A 16,393-nucleotide genomic window follows, 5' to 3' on the forward strand; every position below is an offset into this window, starting at 1 on the left:
GCTTTGGACGAATCGACGCATCATGCCTGTCCCCGTCTTTGGCTGAATCATCCTATGTCTCGCGCTCGGCGTCCGCGCGTCCCCACGTCCAAAGTCTTCACTTCGGCAGCCGGTATTCCCAGGAGAACGGCAGGAAGACCGACAATCCGACCTGCGCCTGTACGTTGTTGGTGAAGCTCTTCCCCTCGGCGAGCCAGGTGCTCTTGTCCTGAGGGTTCGCCGCGACGCTGGGGTTCTCGAGCTCGTCGAAGAAGATGTAGTCGCTGACCTCGAACATCGCCGCAAACCAGCGGTTGAAGAAGATGCGGAGGCCACCGCCGACGTGGAAGGAGAGCTTCGGCTTCCAGTCGAAGGTACGGTTGTCGGGGTCGACGACGGCCATCGGCCTCGTCGAGATCGCGCCGACACCGCCCAGCACGAAGAAGTCGTAGTGGAAGATGAAGTCGCTGAACCCGGCGAACTTGCCGTACGCGGGGACGTACGTGAAGTTCGCATTCGCGTTCCACTGATACTCGGTGATCGGCTCGCCGATACGCGCCGCCCTGCTCGTCTGGAAGTTGAAGTCCGACGGCGTGTTGAGCGCACCGTACCAGTTGCCGTTGACCCCGATCGCGAGGACGTTGGTGAGGTACCAGTTGACCGCGAGCCCCGGCCCGTTGTGGCCGACGAACTGGTCGTTCATCGTCAGCCCGAAGTACGGGTTCACCTCGAAGCGGTGGTAGCGCAGCGCGTAGATCTGCTGCACCGCGTAGGTCTCGTTCTTGAGATCCTTCGCGGCCTCCTTCTCCAAATTGATCGTGGGACACGCCGTCGGGTCGATCTTACAGATGTCCCCAAGCCCCGTCTCCTCACCGCCCTCGGTCGGGGCAGCGGGCGCCTCCACCGGCTCCGTGCCCTCGGCAGGAGTCTCTGGCTCGTCGAGGTTGATTTCCTTGGGTTGCCCTTTTGGCTGAGCCGACGCCGTAAGCGGCACCGCGACCAGCGCAGCCGCAACGAGAAGCCCCACGCGAGCCTGGTTCATCGCCATCCCTTCCAAAGTCCGTGCGATGCGAGCGATCGATCGCCCAGGTAGTACAGCTTCCTAACTACTCGAATTCATTAAATAATTCGGTCAACCGCCAAGCCCGACGGACTATATCACGCCGAAAATAAAAGGATCAACAACCAAATCCTTTTGCCACGGACGACCGGCGGCGTCGCAGAGGGGGCGCGCCGGGTGGATTCGCGGCGAGCAGCAGACTCGCTGCACAATCACCGCGGGCTCGGATCGCCGGTGTGCTTGCGCCGAGGGCGCGACGATCGTGACGCCTGACGGGTTCAGCGGCAGAGGCGCGGCGTGCTGAGACATTGGAGCCATCGCCCGTTGGTTGGACCGGTGTCGAGCCGCGCGATTGGGTGGTGAGGAGAGATCGAGCGCCGCCGGCGCTCACGCCGCGGGGCGCGCGTCAGGCGGCCGCGTCTTCGGAGCCGCTGGCGCGGCCGAGCATCGCCTCGACGAACTCGTCGGGCTCGAACTCGCGGAGGTCTTCCGCGCGCTCGCCGATGCCGACGTACCGGACGGGCAGCCCATGCTCGGCGCAGATGCCGAGGATGACGCCGCCCTTGGCGGTGCCGTCGAGCTTCGTCAGCACGATGCCGGTGATGGGCAGCGCCTCCTTGAAGAGCGCGGCCTGCTGCATGGCGTTCTGGCCGTTCGTGGCGTCGAGCACGAGCAGCGTCTCGTGAGGCGCCCCCTCGAGCGCCTTGTTCATGGTGCGCGCGACCCGGGACAGCTCCTCCATGAGGTTCGTCTTCGTGTGCAGCCTGCCGGCGGTGTCGGCGAGCACCACGTCGGCGCCGGTGTCCTTCGCCTTCTGGATCGCGTCGAAGATCACCGCACCGGGGTTCGCGCCGTCCTTGCCGCGCACGACCTCGCAGCCGACGCGCTTGCCCCAGACGTTGAGCTGCTGCACCGCCGCCGCCCGGAACGTGTCGCCCGCGGCGAGCACCACCGTCCGGCCTTCGGCCTTGAGCTGCGTCGCGAGCTTGCCGATCGTGGTCGTCTTTCCCACGCCGTTCACGCCGACCACCATCACCACGGTGGGCTGCGTCTTCAGCGGCAGCCCGCCGCCGGCGCCGACGCGCAGGATCCGCTTCGCGTGCTCGCGCAGCGCGTCCCAGACCTTGTCGGTGTCGGCGAGCTCGTTCCTGCTGAGCGCCGACCGGATTTCGTCGAGGAGGAGCTCTGTCGTCTTCACGCCGACGTCCGAGGTGAGCAGCACCTCTTCGATCTGCTCGACGACGTTGGGATCGATCTCCTTCTTGCCGGCGAACAGCGCCTTGAGCCGGCCGAAGAAGCCCTCGCTCTCCCGCACCTTCGTGAGGCCTTTGCGGAGCCCCTCGATGTCTCGCTTGCGCGCGGCCGGAGGCGCGGTCTCCCGCGCCGGCTTGGCGGCCGGCTTTGCGGCCGGCGCCTCGATCGCGGGCGCGACGGGCGCCTCCGCGACCGCGGGCTCCGGCGCCGCCGGCTCGATGGCGGCCGGCGGCGCGACGGGCGCCTCGACGGGGGCGGGCACCGCCGCGGGCGGCTCCTCCTGCGGCGCGGGCTCCTTCGCCTTCGCGGGAGGAGCTTCCTCCGCCGGAGGCTTCTTCGGGGCACGCGGCTTCTCGGTCGGCTTGTCCGCCGGCTTCTCGGAGGGCTGCTTCGCCTTCTCCTGGAGCTTCTTCGGTTCGGGGGGCGCTGCGATCTCCGGTGGCGGCGCCTTCTTCGTGACGAAGTAGACGATCGCCGCCACCACGACGAGGCCGACGATAATTAGGGCGATTTCCACGTTGGCGTTCTCCGGCGAGGGAGCCGACTATATGGGACGCACCCCATACGTCAACGTGCGGTCGCGCGGGGGCGCGATCCGGCCAGCGAAACGGCAGATCGACGCGGCGGCGGGGCCGGCGCTTCGCGGGCCCCCGTGCGCCTGGCTCACGGGGCGAGCGGCGAGGCGCCCGGCTTGGGCTCCGACGCCCCGAGGTCCTGCTCGATCCGCTCGTCGACGGGATCGGGGCCGAAGGCGGCGTGCTCGATCCGGCTCGCCCAGAGCTCGACCTCGCGCTGCTGAACCCTGCTCGCCGCGCGGCGCACGTGCCCGGGCGTCGGCTCGGGCGGCCCCTCGAAGGGAGCTCCCTGGCGCCGCGCCCAGCGGACGAGGCGGTCGAGGACGGCGCGGCGCCGCGTGACGAGCGCGATGCCCAGCTTGCTCGGCGACGGGAGCGCCTGCTCATGGCTGCTGTGCATCGGCGCGCGGACCACGAGCCTCGCGTCGCTCCGGTACGGCGCCTCGATCGAGAACTCGCCGACGTCGTCGGTCAGCGCGCGGGCGATGACGCCGCTGCCGTCGAAGGCGGGCACGACGATCACGAGCTCGGCGCGCGCGATGGGCGTGCCGTCGTGCGCGTCGGCGACGGCGCCACGCCAGCCGGTCGCGCCCTCGAGCGGTCCCATGACACGCACGCCGGCGCGGCCGGGCGGCGCGACGGGCCGCTCGTCGCCCGCGCGCGTCGCCGCGGCGCGCTTCGGCGCCCGCCGCCAGCCGCCGAGCACCCAGCCCGCGATGGCGAGGACGGCGGCGCCGAGCGCGATCTGTCGCCACGCCCCGGGGCCCGCGACGGGCACGTCGATCGCGAGCTCCGCGCCGGGGATCCACCACGGAGAGGCGGGCACGTAGCGGAGCGAGATCGGGACCGTACCCGCTCGCTCGGCGGTGAACGCGGCGATCACCCGCGCCTTGCCGCCGGTCACGGTCGCCGCTCCGACGGGCTCACCCGCGCGCAGCGCCTCGACGACGCCGCCCTCGACCGGGCCACGGGACGAGCGCACCTCGACGTCGATCGACACGCCGTCCTCCGCGCGCGCCGGCTCGACGGGATGCGACAGATCGAGCGTGACCTGAGCGTACCGGACGACGCCCTGGCTGACGCTCGCCTTCGCGAGCGTGGCGGTTCCATCGAAGCGCGCGCGCAGCACGCCCTGGCCGGCGCCGTCGAGGCGCTCGGTCGGGAGCTCGAAGCGCGCGCGGCCGTCGCCGCCGGTCGGCGCCTCGGCGAGCCGCGCGCCGCGCTCGTCCTCGAGCACGACCGGGAGCCGGTCGCGCTCGAACGGCGCGCCGCTCGCGAAGCCGCGCGCGCCGCTGCGATCGAGCCGGAGCGCCACGGCGACGTTGACCGTCGGGCGATCGAGATCGATCGCGTCCACCGGCGGATCGAACCGGAGGATCACCGGCGCGAGCGGGGCCGCGTGTGCCTCGATCGGGATCTTCGCCTCGGCCGCGTCGTAGAGCTTTCCTCCTGCGAACCGGATGCGCAGCGTCGCGTCCGCGAGCGGCGCGCGCCCGTGGAGGCAGAACCCGCCGCGCTCGTCTGTCGCGATCACGTAGCCGCCTTGCGAGGGGCGGGGCTCGCGGGCGCGCGCCGCGCCGTCGGCTGCGCACCCATCCACCGCCGGCAGGATCGCAGGCGCGCCGGCGCTCGTGAGCGCATCGATGGAGAGCGGCGCCTCCGCGATCGCGCTCCGCGCATCGTCGACGACGCTTCCGCGCACGACGAACCCGTCGGGCTCGGTCCATGCGACCGCCTCGATCTGCGCGCTTCCTCGCACATGGATGCGGAGCGGCGCACCTTGCGTCTGCGCGTGCGCCGCGTGCGCCGCAGCGAGCGCCGTGGCCGCGAGGAGCGCCAACGGCAGGCATCGTCTCAGTGCGCGCATCTCCCGAAGGCCTCCGGCGAGCTCCTCATCATGGTCGCGCATTATCCGTCACGCGGACACGGCACGGGCAAGGGGAAGCCGATCCGCGGCAGCGCCGCGCCCGCGCTCGCCCGGCGCCTGCAGCGCGAGCGAGCGAGCAAGCGGCGAGTGCGGACGTAAGCGGACGTGAGCGGACGTGCACGCGAGCTCGCGGCAGCGCGTCGGGTCGATGGCGGTAGCGGGTGGGTAGATAAGCGGATGGTGAAGCCGTGTTCGCCGTGAGCCCAACATGTTTCACGCGTTGAAGCGCCGCGGGCAGGCCGCGTCAAACCGTCCAGTCTGGTCGCAGCGAGGAGCGAGCGAATGCAAGGCAAAAGTGCGAGCGTGTGCGCACCAAATTTCGGGTGTAGACCGGCTGATCCGATCGCCACGGCGGCGATGCGCTCGTGTATCGTCGGACGTGGAATGCGTCGGCCCTTTTCAGTGCTCGTGTTGCTGGTTGTGACGCTTGTACTCTCGCTGATACCCACGAGGCTCTACGCGGATCAGCGCACGAGCTACCTCGCCGACCAGCTCAGGACCAACGAGGACTATCGCGTCCGCACGCAGGCGGCGCTCGCGCTCGGCGCGTCGGGAGACGACGCCGCCACGAGGCCGCTCTGCGATGCCCTCACGGACAGCAACGCGTCCGTCAAGGTCGCGGCGGCCGCGGCGCTCGGCAAGCTCGGCAAGCCCGCGGGGCTCGCGTGCCTGGAGCGCGCCGAGGGGCGCGAGCAGACGCCGGCCGTCAAGTCGCAGATGCAGAAGTCGATCGCGGCGCTGTCCGCCGGCGGCGGTGGCAGCGGCGGCTCGGCTGCGCCGCCGCCTCCGGGCGCGGACACGAAGTACTACGTGGCCATCGAGATCACGAACAAGAGCGGCCGCCCAGAGTCCGAGATCGAGCCGCTCGTGCGCGCCGCGATCCAGTCGAAGATCCTCGCGAAGGCCGGCTACGCGGTCGCCCCCAAGGGCGAGACGGTGGCGCAAGGCAAGAAGATTCTGAACGGCAAGAAGCTGAAGGGCTTCTATCTGCTCGCCACGGTCGAGCCCGCCGTGTACCAGGGCGGCAACCTCACCCAGGTGGTCCGCGTCAGCATGTGGACCTATCCGTCCAAGTCGCTCCAGGGTGAGTTCGCGCCGAAGCTCACGCAGAGCGGCACCCCGAAGAAAGACGTCCAGAGCGAGAACATCCTGATGAAGATGTGCGTCGAGAACGCGGTCGAGACCTTCCACAAGGTCGTCGCCTCGTTGTGACGCACCTTCGCTGCTCGAATTTGGCTTCTCCAGTGCCTCACGACCCTTGTCATCTCCAGCCAGCTCCGAGGATCCCATGAGCGACGCTTCCAGCACGGCCCCGCAGACCTCCGCGCCGGAGGTCAGAGCGCGCTACCAGCGGAGCGCGCGGAACTACCTGATCGACCAGAACTTCCAGCTGAAATACACGGGGTTCCTCGTGGGGATCAGCCTTGCGCTCTCCGTGGCGCTCGGGATCCTCCTCTGGAACGCGAGCTCGAAGATCATCGAGCAGAGCCGCAGCGCCGTGCAGCAGGGACAAGAGACCGTCCGTCAGGGTCAGGAGACGGTCAAGCGCGGCCAGGAGGTGCTCGTCCAGAGCCGTCGGGTCAGCGAGGTCGTCGCGATGAACATCGCGAAGGAGTACAAGGACGATCCCGAGCTCGCGAAGACGTTCGGCGAGGCGGCGCAGCGCGACGAGAACAAGCTCAAGGACGAGCAGTCGCGGCTCGAGCGCGACGCGGCCACGCTGCAGCAGCGGGCGGAGGCGCTCGAGCGGCAGGCCGCCGACGTCGCGAACAACCAGCAGATGTTGCTACGCCTGATCGTCGCGCTCCTGTCGCTGCTCGTCCTCGGCGTCGGCATCGCGGGCATCGTCTTCACGCACAAGATCGCCGGGCCGATCTTCAAGATGAAGCGGCTGCTCCGTCAGGTCGGCGAGGGCAAGCTGGTCGTGCGCGAGAAGCTCCGGAAGGGCGACGAGCTCCAGCACTTCTTCGAGGCGTTCGAGAAGATGGTCGAGGACCTCAGGGCGCGCCAGCAGGGCAAGATCGCCAAGATGGATGCGGTCCTCGAGAAGCTCGAGGCAGGGGCGCGCGCCGAGAAGGGGACGCTCGAGATCGACCCCGAGGGCCTCTCCCAGCTGAAGCGCCTCCGCAGCGAGATGCAGGAGCAGCTCGACGCGTGATCGAGCCCGCGCGCGGTCGATCGACGTACGCGCCGTCCGAATCCCTCCCGAGATCAAGCCAAAAATAAGAAGCGTTCAGGCCGCGCTAAAAGGCGGCCTTGATGATCTCGACGGTCGCTTCGCCGCTCGGGAGGAACGTCACGGATGCGGCGTCGAAGCGCATCCGCTCCACGCCGCGCACGCGCGAGAACGTGGCGCGCCAGAGCCGCTCGCCCGCTCGCCGCACGCGGGCGCGCTTGCTCGCGTCGATGCTGTCGAGGGCGCGGACGTACGAGCCGGCGCCGCGTGTCCGCACCTCGATGATCACGATGACAGGGCCGTCGCGCGCGACCACGTCGATCTCCAGCCGCCCCACCCGCGCGTTGCGCGCGATGATCTCCACGCCCTGCGCGGCGAGGTGAGCGACCACCGCGTCCTCCGCGCGCGCGCCGAGCGCTCGCCGCGCGTCGGCCGCGGGAGCGCCAGCGGGCCCGATCGCCGGCCGGCTCTTCGCCGGAGCCGCCCGTGCGCTGCGCGTCGCGGCGCGCCCGGGCGGCCGGCCGTCATGTGAGCCCGAATCGTCGCTGGGAGGGAGGGAGACGGAGGTTCCGGCCAGATCGGCCGTCGTCGGCGGAGGGCTGCGCGAGCCGCGACGGCCGGTCACCCGACGCCTAGAAGCCTTCGCACTGGTCCGAGTTGGCGCGGCCCTGCACGTCGCCGCAGGCCCCCTCGTTCTCGAACTGCGTGTTCTGCTTGATGCAGTACTTGCCGGTGATGTTCGGGTCCCCGAGGCCGACGTTCGGGCGGATCTCCGAGCAGGTGAAGCCCTGCGGGCACTCGCAGAAGTTGAAGTTCGGGTCGTCCGGCTCGCCATCGGCCACGCCGCACCGGCACGAGCAGTACACCGCCTGCTGCGCGTTCCGGTTCGAGTTGGCGGCGCACTGGCCGCACACGGGCGACGCGACCTGGTCGTCGGTCCCCGGCACGCAGCAGGCTTTGCCCTCGTTCTCTGCCGCCGACTTGGTCGGGTCCTGGCAGCCGGTGAAGCCGTCGCGGCAGAGGTACAGCTTGCAGACGCCAGTCTCGCACTTCCAGCCGGCGCCGGGGCAGTCGGCGTCGCCGCCGCAGCGACAGAAGGCGCCAGCGGCGTCGCACATGCCGCTGAGGCACTGGCTGTTGCCGCCGTCCGGCCTCGTCGGGTCGCAGTCGGGCGCGTACGTCCCCGACTCCTCGCAGGTGGTGCACCCGCCCTGCCCGGGTACACACGTCGCAGGCGCCTCCTGGCCGAGCGGGCAGCTCACGCGCCCCTGGAAGTGGTTCACCAGGCAGATGCGCGTCTGGCACTGGAAGGATCGCGATTCGATGTTCTCTTCCGTCACCTTGAAGCCAGCGAACTGCGAATCGTACTCGTCTTCAGGCAGACACGGGTCGCCGACGCCGCCGCTCTCGCACGCGGAGGGCAGGCTCGCCATAGCGACGACGCTGAGCAGGCCGAGCAGGCCGGACAGAATGGAACGGGTCATCAGAACGTGCTCCTTCGGCGGCGGTGCGCGCCACCGCTTCGGCAGCGGCGCGCGGACGGGAGGCAAGAAAACGCTCAAGTCGAGGTGCTCAAAGGCACAACGTCAGCGGTTGGACCCTAGACGAAGCGCGCCTTGAGCGTCAACAGCCGGATGGGGCGCGCCCGTCCACGTCGCCGAGGTGGCGGGCGCCGCCGGTGCGAGGCGTTCGACCCTGCGCGCGCTCATCCCTTGGCGGCGGACGGCCTGGCTGCCGCCTGGGCGGCGGCGGTGAGGCGGCGGCGCGACGATCGCGTTTAAGGAAGCGATCGCGCCTCCGTTCGATAATTCCACCGTCGACTCCTACGCAGTGCGCAACCCCAAGGTCGACGCGGCGCCGGGTGTCTCAGGACGGGAATGCAAGAGGGGGCCCCTCGCCCGGCATCGCTTGACAAGCTGCGCGCCACAATCCTACCATCCCCCGCCACACGCAAGTATCCGTTGATTCTCATTGAACTTTTTGGTTCCTGACCGAGCTGCCTCGGGGGTCTACGGCGCGCGTTCTCCGTGTGTGGAGCCGCGAACGGGGCGAAGGGGCCACGATCTTTACGTCGCCGAAAGCGAGGAACGACGATGCGGAACCGGGTGGCGAGTATCTGCCTTGTAGCTTCTGCCCTGTTGCTATCCCCCGCCGTGGGGCATGCGCAGCCCGGCAAAGGTAAGCCCGTCGCGGCTGAAAAGGCGGACGCCAAGGGCGACAAGAAGCCCAGCAAAGAGGTCAGCGCCGACGAGGATGCGGGCCCCGTGACCGCGGGCCAGATGACGGAGGAGGCTGCGCAGGGCAAGCGGCTCTTCGACAGCGAGCGGTGGAGCGACGCTGCGCGGCAGCTGAAGCGCGTCGTCGACGGCGACACCGGCGATGACGAGGGCAACAAACAGATCGCCCAGTACCACCTCGCGATCGCGCTCTACCGCCTGCAGTTCTACCAGGCGAGCTATGCGCTCTTCTCGCAGATCGCCGACAAGCCGAACCACCTCAAGTTCAACGAGACGCTGCTCTGGCTGTCCAAGCTCGCGACGCAGCTCCCGGAGCCGGCGGACATCATCGAGCGCGTCGGCAAGTACAAGACCGAGCAGATCGCGCGGTTCAACAACCCCCAGCAGCGCGACCTCTACTGGCAGCTCAACTACCTGCTCGGCCGCTACAAGTACCGGAACCGGAACTACGAGGAGGCCATCAGCCTCTTCGCCAAGGTCGACCCGAACAGCAAGTACTACGTCCAGGCGCAGTTCTTCAGCGGCATCTCGTACGTGCAGCTGCGCAAGTCGGTGCCGGCGGTCAAGTCGTTCCAGCGCATCGTCCAGGCGATCGACGAGGGCGTCGAGGGCCTCGAGGACGAGGCGCGCATGCGCGACCTCGCGTTCCTCTCGATGGCGCGCACCTACTACTCGGCGTCCGTCCGCCTCGACGACAACAACGTTCCGACGATCGACGCCGCGAAGCTCTCGGCGGCCGTCAAGTACTGGAACCGCGTCGACGTCGCGAGCGAGTACTGGCTGGACAGCCTCTTCGAGCAGTCCTGGGCGTACTTCATGGCCGGGCTGTACCCGCAGGCGCTCGGCAACATCCACACGATCGAGTCGCCCTACTTCCCGAACTCGTTCTATCCCGAGGCCGACATCCTGAAGGCCGTCGTCTCGTTCACGATCTGCCAGTACGGCGACGCGACCACGATCGTCGCGAAGATGAAGAAGAAGTACGAGCCGATCAAGAAGGACCTCGAGTCGATCCTGTCCCGGTACCAGGGGGAGGGGAACGAGGAGCGCTTCTTCCAGTTCCTGAAGGACGTGGGCGCCGGCAAGGGCGACATCCCGCCGAGGGTCCGGCCGATCGTCGAGAACGCGCTCTCCGACCGCCAGCTCCGCCGCAACATGGAGTACGTGCGCATCCTCGATGAGGAGGCGGATCGGTTCAAGAAGGCGCCCGCCAACTTCCGGAACTCCCCGGTCGGAAGCGACGTGACCGACGCGCTCGAGTTCGCGAGGAGCCTCGCGATCCGCAACGCCGGCACGCTCGGCCGGGAGCGCTACCAGCGCAACCTCGACGAGCTCAACGAGCACCTCCGCGACTCGTCGAAGATCCTCATCGACATCACCGCGGCCGAAAGGAACAAGCTGGATCAGCAGGTCGTCAGCGGCCAGCTGTCGAAGGAGGACGCGCTCACCTACGGCGTCGTCAAGCCCGACGACGAGCACGTGCTCTGGCCGTTCGACGGCGAGTACTGGCGCGACGAGCTCGGCTTCTACCGGCAGGTCGTGACGTCGAAGTGCAGCAAGTGAGCGATTTCATCATGGTTGGCCCCGCGGCCCTAGGTCGCGGGGCAGGCAGCGCTTCCTCACGGGGGTCCGTGGCGGAGGGACGGAGATGGAGATGAAGCAGTCGAAGTTCGGTGTACTGCATGCGCTCCGCGCGGCGGCGGGTACGTTGGCCGTAGCGGCGTGCGCGGTCACGACGAGCCCCGCGTCGGCGGCCGACGCGTGCATCACGCAGCCGGCGAAGGATGCGATCGCCGCCTGTCCGGGCGGCAAGCTCCAGGTGTCGGCGGGCAAGAAGCCGCAGGTCAGCTTCAAGTCAGCCCCGCAGGGGATCCAGCTGAAGAAGCGCGAGGACTTGACGAAGCCGACCAATCCGACGGCTTCACAGGCCTCGGCGCAGCGCGACGAGCGGCGCAATCGCCTCGCCCCGAAGGTGAGGAGCCTGCTGGTCACGGAGATCCAGGGGCTCGAGGGCCTGTACTCCTCGACGCCGAAGAACGCGCCGGACCGGCCGAAGCTGATGCGGCGCCTCGCCGAGGGCTACGTCGAGCTCGAGTCGGCGGCGTTCCGCGACAAGACCGAGGGGCAGATCAAGGCGGACGAGGCCAAGCGGAAGAACCCGAAGGCGGTCGCCGGGATCAAGGCCGAGATCGGCAAGGCCGACAAGATCCTCAGCCTCGCGCGCAAGCAGGCGATCAAGTACTACACGGACCTGAAGACGCAGTATCCGAAGTACTGCCAGAGCACCAACGCGGCCGACCCCGCGAAGAGCACGGGCTGCACGGACGAGGTCCTCTACTACCTCGCCTACGAGTACGAGCAGGCCCAGCAGCTCGAGGACGCTCGCAAGGTCTACTTCGAGCTGATCAAGAACTGGCCGAACTCGAAGTACATCCCGAACGCGTACCTCGCCTTCGGCGAGCTCTTCTTCAACGAGGCGCAGGGCGACCCGTCCAAGTGGGACCTGGCTGAGCAGTCGTACGTCAAGGTCACCCAGTACCCGCCGCCCGAGAACAAGGTCTGGGGCTACGCCCACTACAAGCTCGGGTACGTCTACTGGAACAAGGGCGATTTCGCCCGCGCCATCAGCGAGTTCAAGAAGACGATCGAGTACGGGCAGCAGTTCCAGCAGATGCCGAACGCGGCGCAGCTCGCGGTCTCGGCGCGGCGCGACATCATCCCCGTCTACGCGCTCGCGGGCGACCCGCGCAAGTCGCACGACTTCCTCCGGCCGCTCAGCGGCGACACGAGCGGCAGCTCCGAGAAGACGTTCAAGATGATGGACGACCTCGGGCAGAACTACCTCGACACCGGTCATTACAAGGAGGGCATCGAGCTCTACACCGACCTGATGACCCGCGATCGGGGCCCGAGGTACTGCGTCTATCAGGGGCACATCGCGGAGGCGACGCTCGCCATGAAGTCTGGCAACAAGGACCAGATCATGGGCGAGCTCGGGCGCCAGCTCGACGTCCACAACAAGTTCCTGGGCGAGGGGCACCCGGCGGACGCCAAGCTGAAGTGCTCGAACATCACCGCCGGTCTGCTGACCGAGACGGCGATGGCCTGGCACCTCGAGGCGGTGGGCTCGGGCGGCGTGCGCGGCACCGGCGACAAGAAGACGATGCAGCTCGCCGCGCAGCTCTACGACAAGGTCGTCAACAACTTCAAGCAGGAGCAGTTCGCCAAGTTCGAGTTCCCCCGCATCCTGAAGGAGGACTGGCCGAACATCTTCAAGATCAAGTACGCGATGGCCGACCTTCTGTACTTCCAGAAGGACTGGGCCAAGTGCGGTCCCGCGTTCGACTCGGTCGTGGCCGAGGACCCGAACGGCCCGCAGGCGGCTGAGGCCGCGTACGCCTCGGTGCTCTGCTACCAGAACATCTACACCGAGACCCACAAGGACGGCTCCGACAAGAAGGGGTCCGGCAACCTCCCCGACGGGGGGACGGGCAAGAAGGGCGACAAGAAGGCGGAGAAGGCGAAGTTCCTGCCCAAGGACTTCAGCGACAGCCAGAAGGGCATGATCACCGCCTTCAACCGGTACGTCTGCTACATCAAGCCCGCGGCGAACGACAAGGAAGCGCAGGAGCAGTACGTCGAGGTGAAGTACGCGCGCGGCCGCACGTACTTCGAGGCGCAGCACTGGGAGGAGGCCGCGCTCGCGTTCCGCGACGTGGCGCTGAACCACGCCGACAAGGAAGTCGGCATCTACGCGTCTCAGCTCTACCTCGAGTCGCTCAACGTCCTCGGCGCGAACATGGACCCGCCGCGTCCGTCTTGTTACGACGACATGGCCGCGGACGTGCCCAAGTTCGTCGACCTCTACTGCAAGGGCGGCAAGGAGAAGGAGAACGCCGAACAGTGCGGCATCCTGATCCGCATCCAGCGCGACATCGAGCGCCTGCGCGCCCAGAAGCTCGTCGAGGCGGCTGATGCGGCCGGCGGCGTCGAGGCCCTCAAGAACTACGAGAAGGCCGCCGTCGCCTACATGGACATGTGGAAGAAGTACGGCGAGGCCGCCTGCGAGGCGAAGCAGCCCGCGTGCGAGAAGAGCGAGGAGATCCTCTACAACGCGGCCAAGGCGTTCCAGGCCGCCCGCCTCATCGCCAAGTCCATCTCGGCCCGCAAGATCCTGCTCGATCCGCGGTACAACCTCCACAACACCGAGCTGGCGAAGACGTCGATCTACGAGATCGGCGGCAACTACCAGGCGATCGCGGTCTATGACGAGGCGGCGAACTGGTACGAGCGCTACGCCCGCGAGAACCCGAAGGGGGACAAGGCCGCCGAGGCGCTCCAGGACGCGGTCGTGCTGCGGCTCGGCCTCGGTCAGGAGGACCAGGCGATCAAGGACGCCGACCTCTTCAACAAGAACTACGGCAAGGCGAAGCCGGCGCAGACCGCGCAGATCGCGTTCGCGATCGGCGCGCACTACATCGATCGCGAGGACTGGGATCAGGCGCGCCGGCGGCTGTCGACGGCGATGCCGCAGATCGATCGCAACGCGACGTTCGACGTCCAGGTGCAAGCGCACGCGATGTACGCGCGCGTCCTCCTGCAGACGAAGAGCGTGACCCCGGCGAACGGCGAGTACAACAAGGTCCGCGGCTACTGGAAGGACCCGGCGGCCGCGCTCAAGAAGCTCGACGCGATCGGCGGCGAGGAGCCGGAGAAGCTGCGTCGGCTCGGCAAGGTGCTGACCGCGGTCGGCGAGGCCTACTTCCACTTCGCCGAGCAGAAGCGGAAGGACGTCGATAAGATCAAGTTCCCCGAGTACAAGGGCTCCGGGAACCGCGAGGACGTCCTCAAGCACATCAACACCAAGGTCGCCGACTGGGTGAAGAAGAAGCGCCCGGCGATCGAGGCGGCCGACGCCGAGTACCAGAAGATCCTCAAGCTGGAGCCGACGCCTCCGCCGAAGTGGGTCATCGCAGCCGGCGCGCGCGTCGGTCAGATGTGGGGCAAGTTCGTCGCCGAGTTCCGGGCCGCGCCCATCCCGAAGGAATGGAAGGGGCACGGCATGGTCCCGGGCACCGACGTCTCGTACGACGAGATCCGGGGCGAGTACTACTCGCGCCTCGACGAGGCGAGCGAGCCGCAGAAGCAGATGGCGAAGGGCGCGTTCAAGACCTGCCTCGACCTGTCCGTGAAGTACCAGTACTTCGACGACTACTCGCGTACCTGCGAGGTGTGGCTGTCGAAGAACTACGGCGCCGAGTACCACCTCATCGACGAATTCCGCGGCTCGCCGTCGCGGGTCAACTCCGGCATGAGCGAGCGCCCTGCGCCGCTGAACCTCGACGGGACCCCCTTCCGAGAGGCGCTGACAGCCGCTGACAAGCCGGCTGCGAGCAAGGAGAAGGAAGAGGGCGACGACAAGAAGGCGGGCGACGACAAGAAGGCGAGCGACGACAAGAAGGCCGCGCCGGCTGCGTCCGGTGCGTCCAAGGAAGGCTCGGCGCTCGATCGGGCCACGACCCGACCCAGGAAGTGATGGAGCGAAACATGAGAAGCATCACCTCATTGGCAGCGGTTGCGGTGCTCCTTCTGGCCGCGACGGGTTGTGGCGGCGGGAGCACCGGCGGTACGGCTCACGGGGCGAAGGACCCGACGACGGGCAAGACGATCACGGACAGCAAGGGTCAGGCCGTGTCGGTCGAGGCGGCCAACAAGTTCAAGACCGCCATGGACACCATGGTCCAGCACGACAAGGCTGGGGACTGGTCCGAGGCGACTTGCAGCTCGACGGCCCAGCTGTTCCTGGACGCGGCGGACGAGCAAGGGAGCACGACGTTCGCCGAGGCCATCTACAACGCGGGGCTCGCGTACCAGCGTTGCAAGAAGGACTCGGAGGCGAAGAAGCACTTCACGCAAGCGCTTCAGAAGAACCCGAAGTTCCACCCCGCGCGGGTCCAGGTGGCGCTCTACAACCTGGCGGAGTCGGGCGACAGGAACATCGACGCGGCGATCAGCGAGATGCGCCAGGCCGCCGTCGTCGATGCTCAGTACAAGAACGTCGAGGCGCTCGTGCACCTCGCGCTTCTGTACATGAAGCGCGGCAACCAGGTCGCCGACAACGATGGCCCCAACGACTTCCAGCGCGCGAAGCGGTACATCCAGAGCGCGCTGGCCGTCGACGACGCCTTCATGCCCGCGTTCAACCAGCTCGCTATCTACTACCTGGAGACGGCGAAGCAGAAGGCGGGCAGGAAGTCGGGCAAGGCGGTCGCGACCAACGTCAGCAAGCAGAAGAAGGTCGACACGCAGGCGCTGGAGCTCGCGGCGCTGGTCTGCTCCCAGGCCATCCGCAAGAACCCCAACTACGCGCCGATCCACAACACCGCGGGGATGATCCAGGTGGAGCTCGCGAACCTGAACGGCGCCGTGCAGGAGTTCAACATCGCGAGGAAGCTCGACCCGACCTTCTACGAGGCGCAGATGAACTACGCGGCGGTGAACCTCCAGTTCCGGGGGTTCCAGCAGGCGGACGAGGCGTACCGCGCGGCCCTGAAGATGCGTCCGAACGACTACGACGCTCATCTGGGCCTCGCGCTCGCCCTGCGCGGTCAGATCGATGACGCGAACTTCGACAGCATGGTGGCGGCCGCCAGCGCGGAGCTCGATGCCGCCAAGAAGGTCGCCCCCGAGCGCGCCGAGACCTATTACAACGAGGCGATCCTGACCCAGGAGTACAAGGCGAAGTCGGGCGGCAAGGGGGCCGAGGGCGCCCTCATGTCGGCGAAGGGGCTGTTCGGTCAGTTCATCCAGAAGGCGGGCGCTAGCACCGAGTTCGCCGACGCGGTGAAGCGGTCGAAGGAGCGCATGAGCGAGATCGACCAGATCATCGCCTTCAACAAGCAGACCGAGGCCGAGCGGAAGGCGGCCGAGGCTGACATGAAGACGAAGGAAGCCGAGCAGGAGGCAGCTGCCGGGAGCGAGGGCGAAGGGGGCGAGGGGGGCGAAGCGACGACCCCGGCCCCGGCTCCTGCCCAGTAGCGGACCCTCGTCCTGGGCGCCGTCGATGGTGGGGTGCAGGTTCGTGTGACACGGGCTCAGCCGCTGGGCAGGCGAGTGAGGCGTACGCAAGTAGGCCACAGCGAGCCGAGCGACGCGGCTGAGCCCGCCACGCACGAAGATGCGCCC

General features: G+C 68.1%; 10 protein-coding genes. 5 read left to right on the forward strand and 5 right to left on the reverse strand.

What is annotated here, in order from left to right; genetic code table 11:
- Positions 1 to 97 precede the first annotated feature (97 nt).
- From WMF29_RS16120 to WMF29_RS16130, 3 genes are all read right to left on the reverse strand, one after another.
- The gene (locus WMF29_RS16120; protein WP_437329677.1) at positions 98 to 1,021 is read right to left on the reverse strand and encodes an outer membrane beta-barrel domain-containing protein; all 924 of its coding nucleotides are present in this window, start codon (positions 1,019 to 1,021) and stop codon (positions 98 to 100) included.
- A 424-nt stretch (positions 1,022 to 1,445) separates the two neighbouring features.
- Positions 1,446 to 2,810: a signal recognition particle-docking protein FtsY gene (gene ftsY / locus WMF29_RS16125; protein ID WP_437329678.1), complete on the reverse strand. Its 1,365-nt coding sequence runs from the start codon at positions 2,808 to 2,810 to the stop codon at positions 1,446 to 1,448.
- A gap of 146 nt (positions 2,811 to 2,956) precedes the next feature.
- The gene (locus WMF29_RS16130; RefSeq protein ID WP_437329679.1) at positions 2,957 to 4,708 is read right to left on the reverse strand and encodes a carboxypeptidase regulatory-like domain-containing protein; all 1,752 of its coding nucleotides are present in this window, start codon (positions 4,706 to 4,708) and stop codon (positions 2,957 to 2,959) included.
- A gap of 507 nt (positions 4,709 to 5,215) precedes the next feature.
- On the opposite strand from WMF29_RS16130, the gene WMF29_RS16135 reads away from it, so the two are divergent.
- Both WMF29_RS16135 and WMF29_RS16140 read left to right on the forward strand, forming a co-directional pair.
- On the forward strand, positions 5,216 to 6,007 hold the full coding sequence (locus WMF29_RS16135; RefSeq protein ID WP_272098129.1) for a HEAT repeat domain-containing protein: 792 nt from the start codon (positions 5,216 to 5,218) through the stop codon (positions 6,005 to 6,007).
- A 76-nt stretch (positions 6,008 to 6,083) separates the two neighbouring features.
- Entirely contained in the window at positions 6,084 to 6,953 is an 870-nt protein-coding gene (locus WMF29_RS16140; RefSeq protein ID WP_437329680.1) for a HAMP domain-containing protein, read from the forward strand.
- A gap of 85 nt (positions 6,954 to 7,038) precedes the next feature.
- On the opposite strand, the gene WMF29_RS16145 is transcribed toward WMF29_RS16140, so the two are convergent.
- The gene (locus WMF29_RS16145; protein ID WP_272098131.1) at positions 7,039 to 7,362 is read right to left on the reverse strand and encodes a YraN family protein; all 324 of its coding nucleotides are present in this window, start codon (positions 7,360 to 7,362) and stop codon (positions 7,039 to 7,041) included.
- 241 nt (positions 7,363 to 7,603) lie between these two features.
- Complete coding sequence (locus WMF29_RS16150) at positions 7,604 to 8,455, reverse strand: hypothetical protein (RefSeq protein ID WP_437329681.1); 852 nt, start codon at positions 8,453 to 8,455, stop codon at positions 7,604 to 7,606.
- A 669-nt stretch (positions 8,456 to 9,124) separates the two neighbouring features.
- Here WMF29_RS16150 and WMF29_RS16155 point away from each other — a divergent pair.
- From WMF29_RS16155 to WMF29_RS16165, 3 genes are all read left to right on the forward strand, one after another.
- Positions 9,125 to 10,771 (forward strand): tetratricopeptide repeat protein, encoded by a 1,647-nt coding sequence (locus WMF29_RS16155; RefSeq protein ID WP_437329682.1) that lies wholly within the window; start codon positions 9,125 to 9,127, stop codon positions 10,769 to 10,771.
- A 91-nt stretch (positions 10,772 to 10,862) separates the two neighbouring features.
- Positions 10,863 to 14,744 (forward strand): tetratricopeptide repeat protein, encoded by a 3,882-nt coding sequence (locus WMF29_RS16160; RefSeq protein WP_437329683.1) that lies wholly within the window; start codon positions 10,863 to 10,865, stop codon positions 14,742 to 14,744.
- An 11-nt stretch (positions 14,745 to 14,755) separates the two neighbouring features.
- Positions 14,756 to 16,246, forward strand: coding sequence for a tetratricopeptide repeat protein (locus tag WMF29_RS16165; protein WP_437329684.1), 1,491 nt, complete (start codon positions 14,756 to 14,758; stop codon positions 16,244 to 16,246).
- The last annotated feature ends 147 nt before the right edge of the window (positions 16,247 to 16,393 follow it).

The organism is Sorangium sp. So ce381, assembly GCF_051473845.1.
GTDB lineage: Bacteria > Myxococcota_A > Polyangia > Polyangiales > Polyangiaceae > Sorangium > Sorangium atrum.

Bases quoted from the DNA above. Each gene is read 5' to 3' on its own strand.
- WMF29_RS16120 (WP_437329677.1), bottom strand. From the start codon at position 1,021: ATGAACCAGGCTCGCGTGGGGCTTCTCGTTGCGGCTGCGCTGGTCGCG.
- WMF29_RS16140 (WP_437329680.1), top strand. From the start codon at position 6,084: ATGAGCGACGCTTCCAGCACGGCCCCGCAGACCTCCGCGCCGGAGGTC.
- WMF29_RS16150 (WP_437329681.1), bottom strand. From the start codon at position 8,455: ATGACCCGTTCCATTCTGTCCGGCCTGCTCGGCCTGCTCAGCGTCGTC.
- WMF29_RS16160 (WP_437329683.1), top strand. From the start codon at position 10,863: ATGAAGCAGTCGAAGTTCGGTGTACTGCATGCGCTCCGCGCGGCGGCG.
- WMF29_RS16165 (WP_437329684.1), top strand. From the start codon at position 14,756: ATGAGAAGCATCACCTCATTGGCAGCGGTTGCGGTGCTCCTTCTGGCC.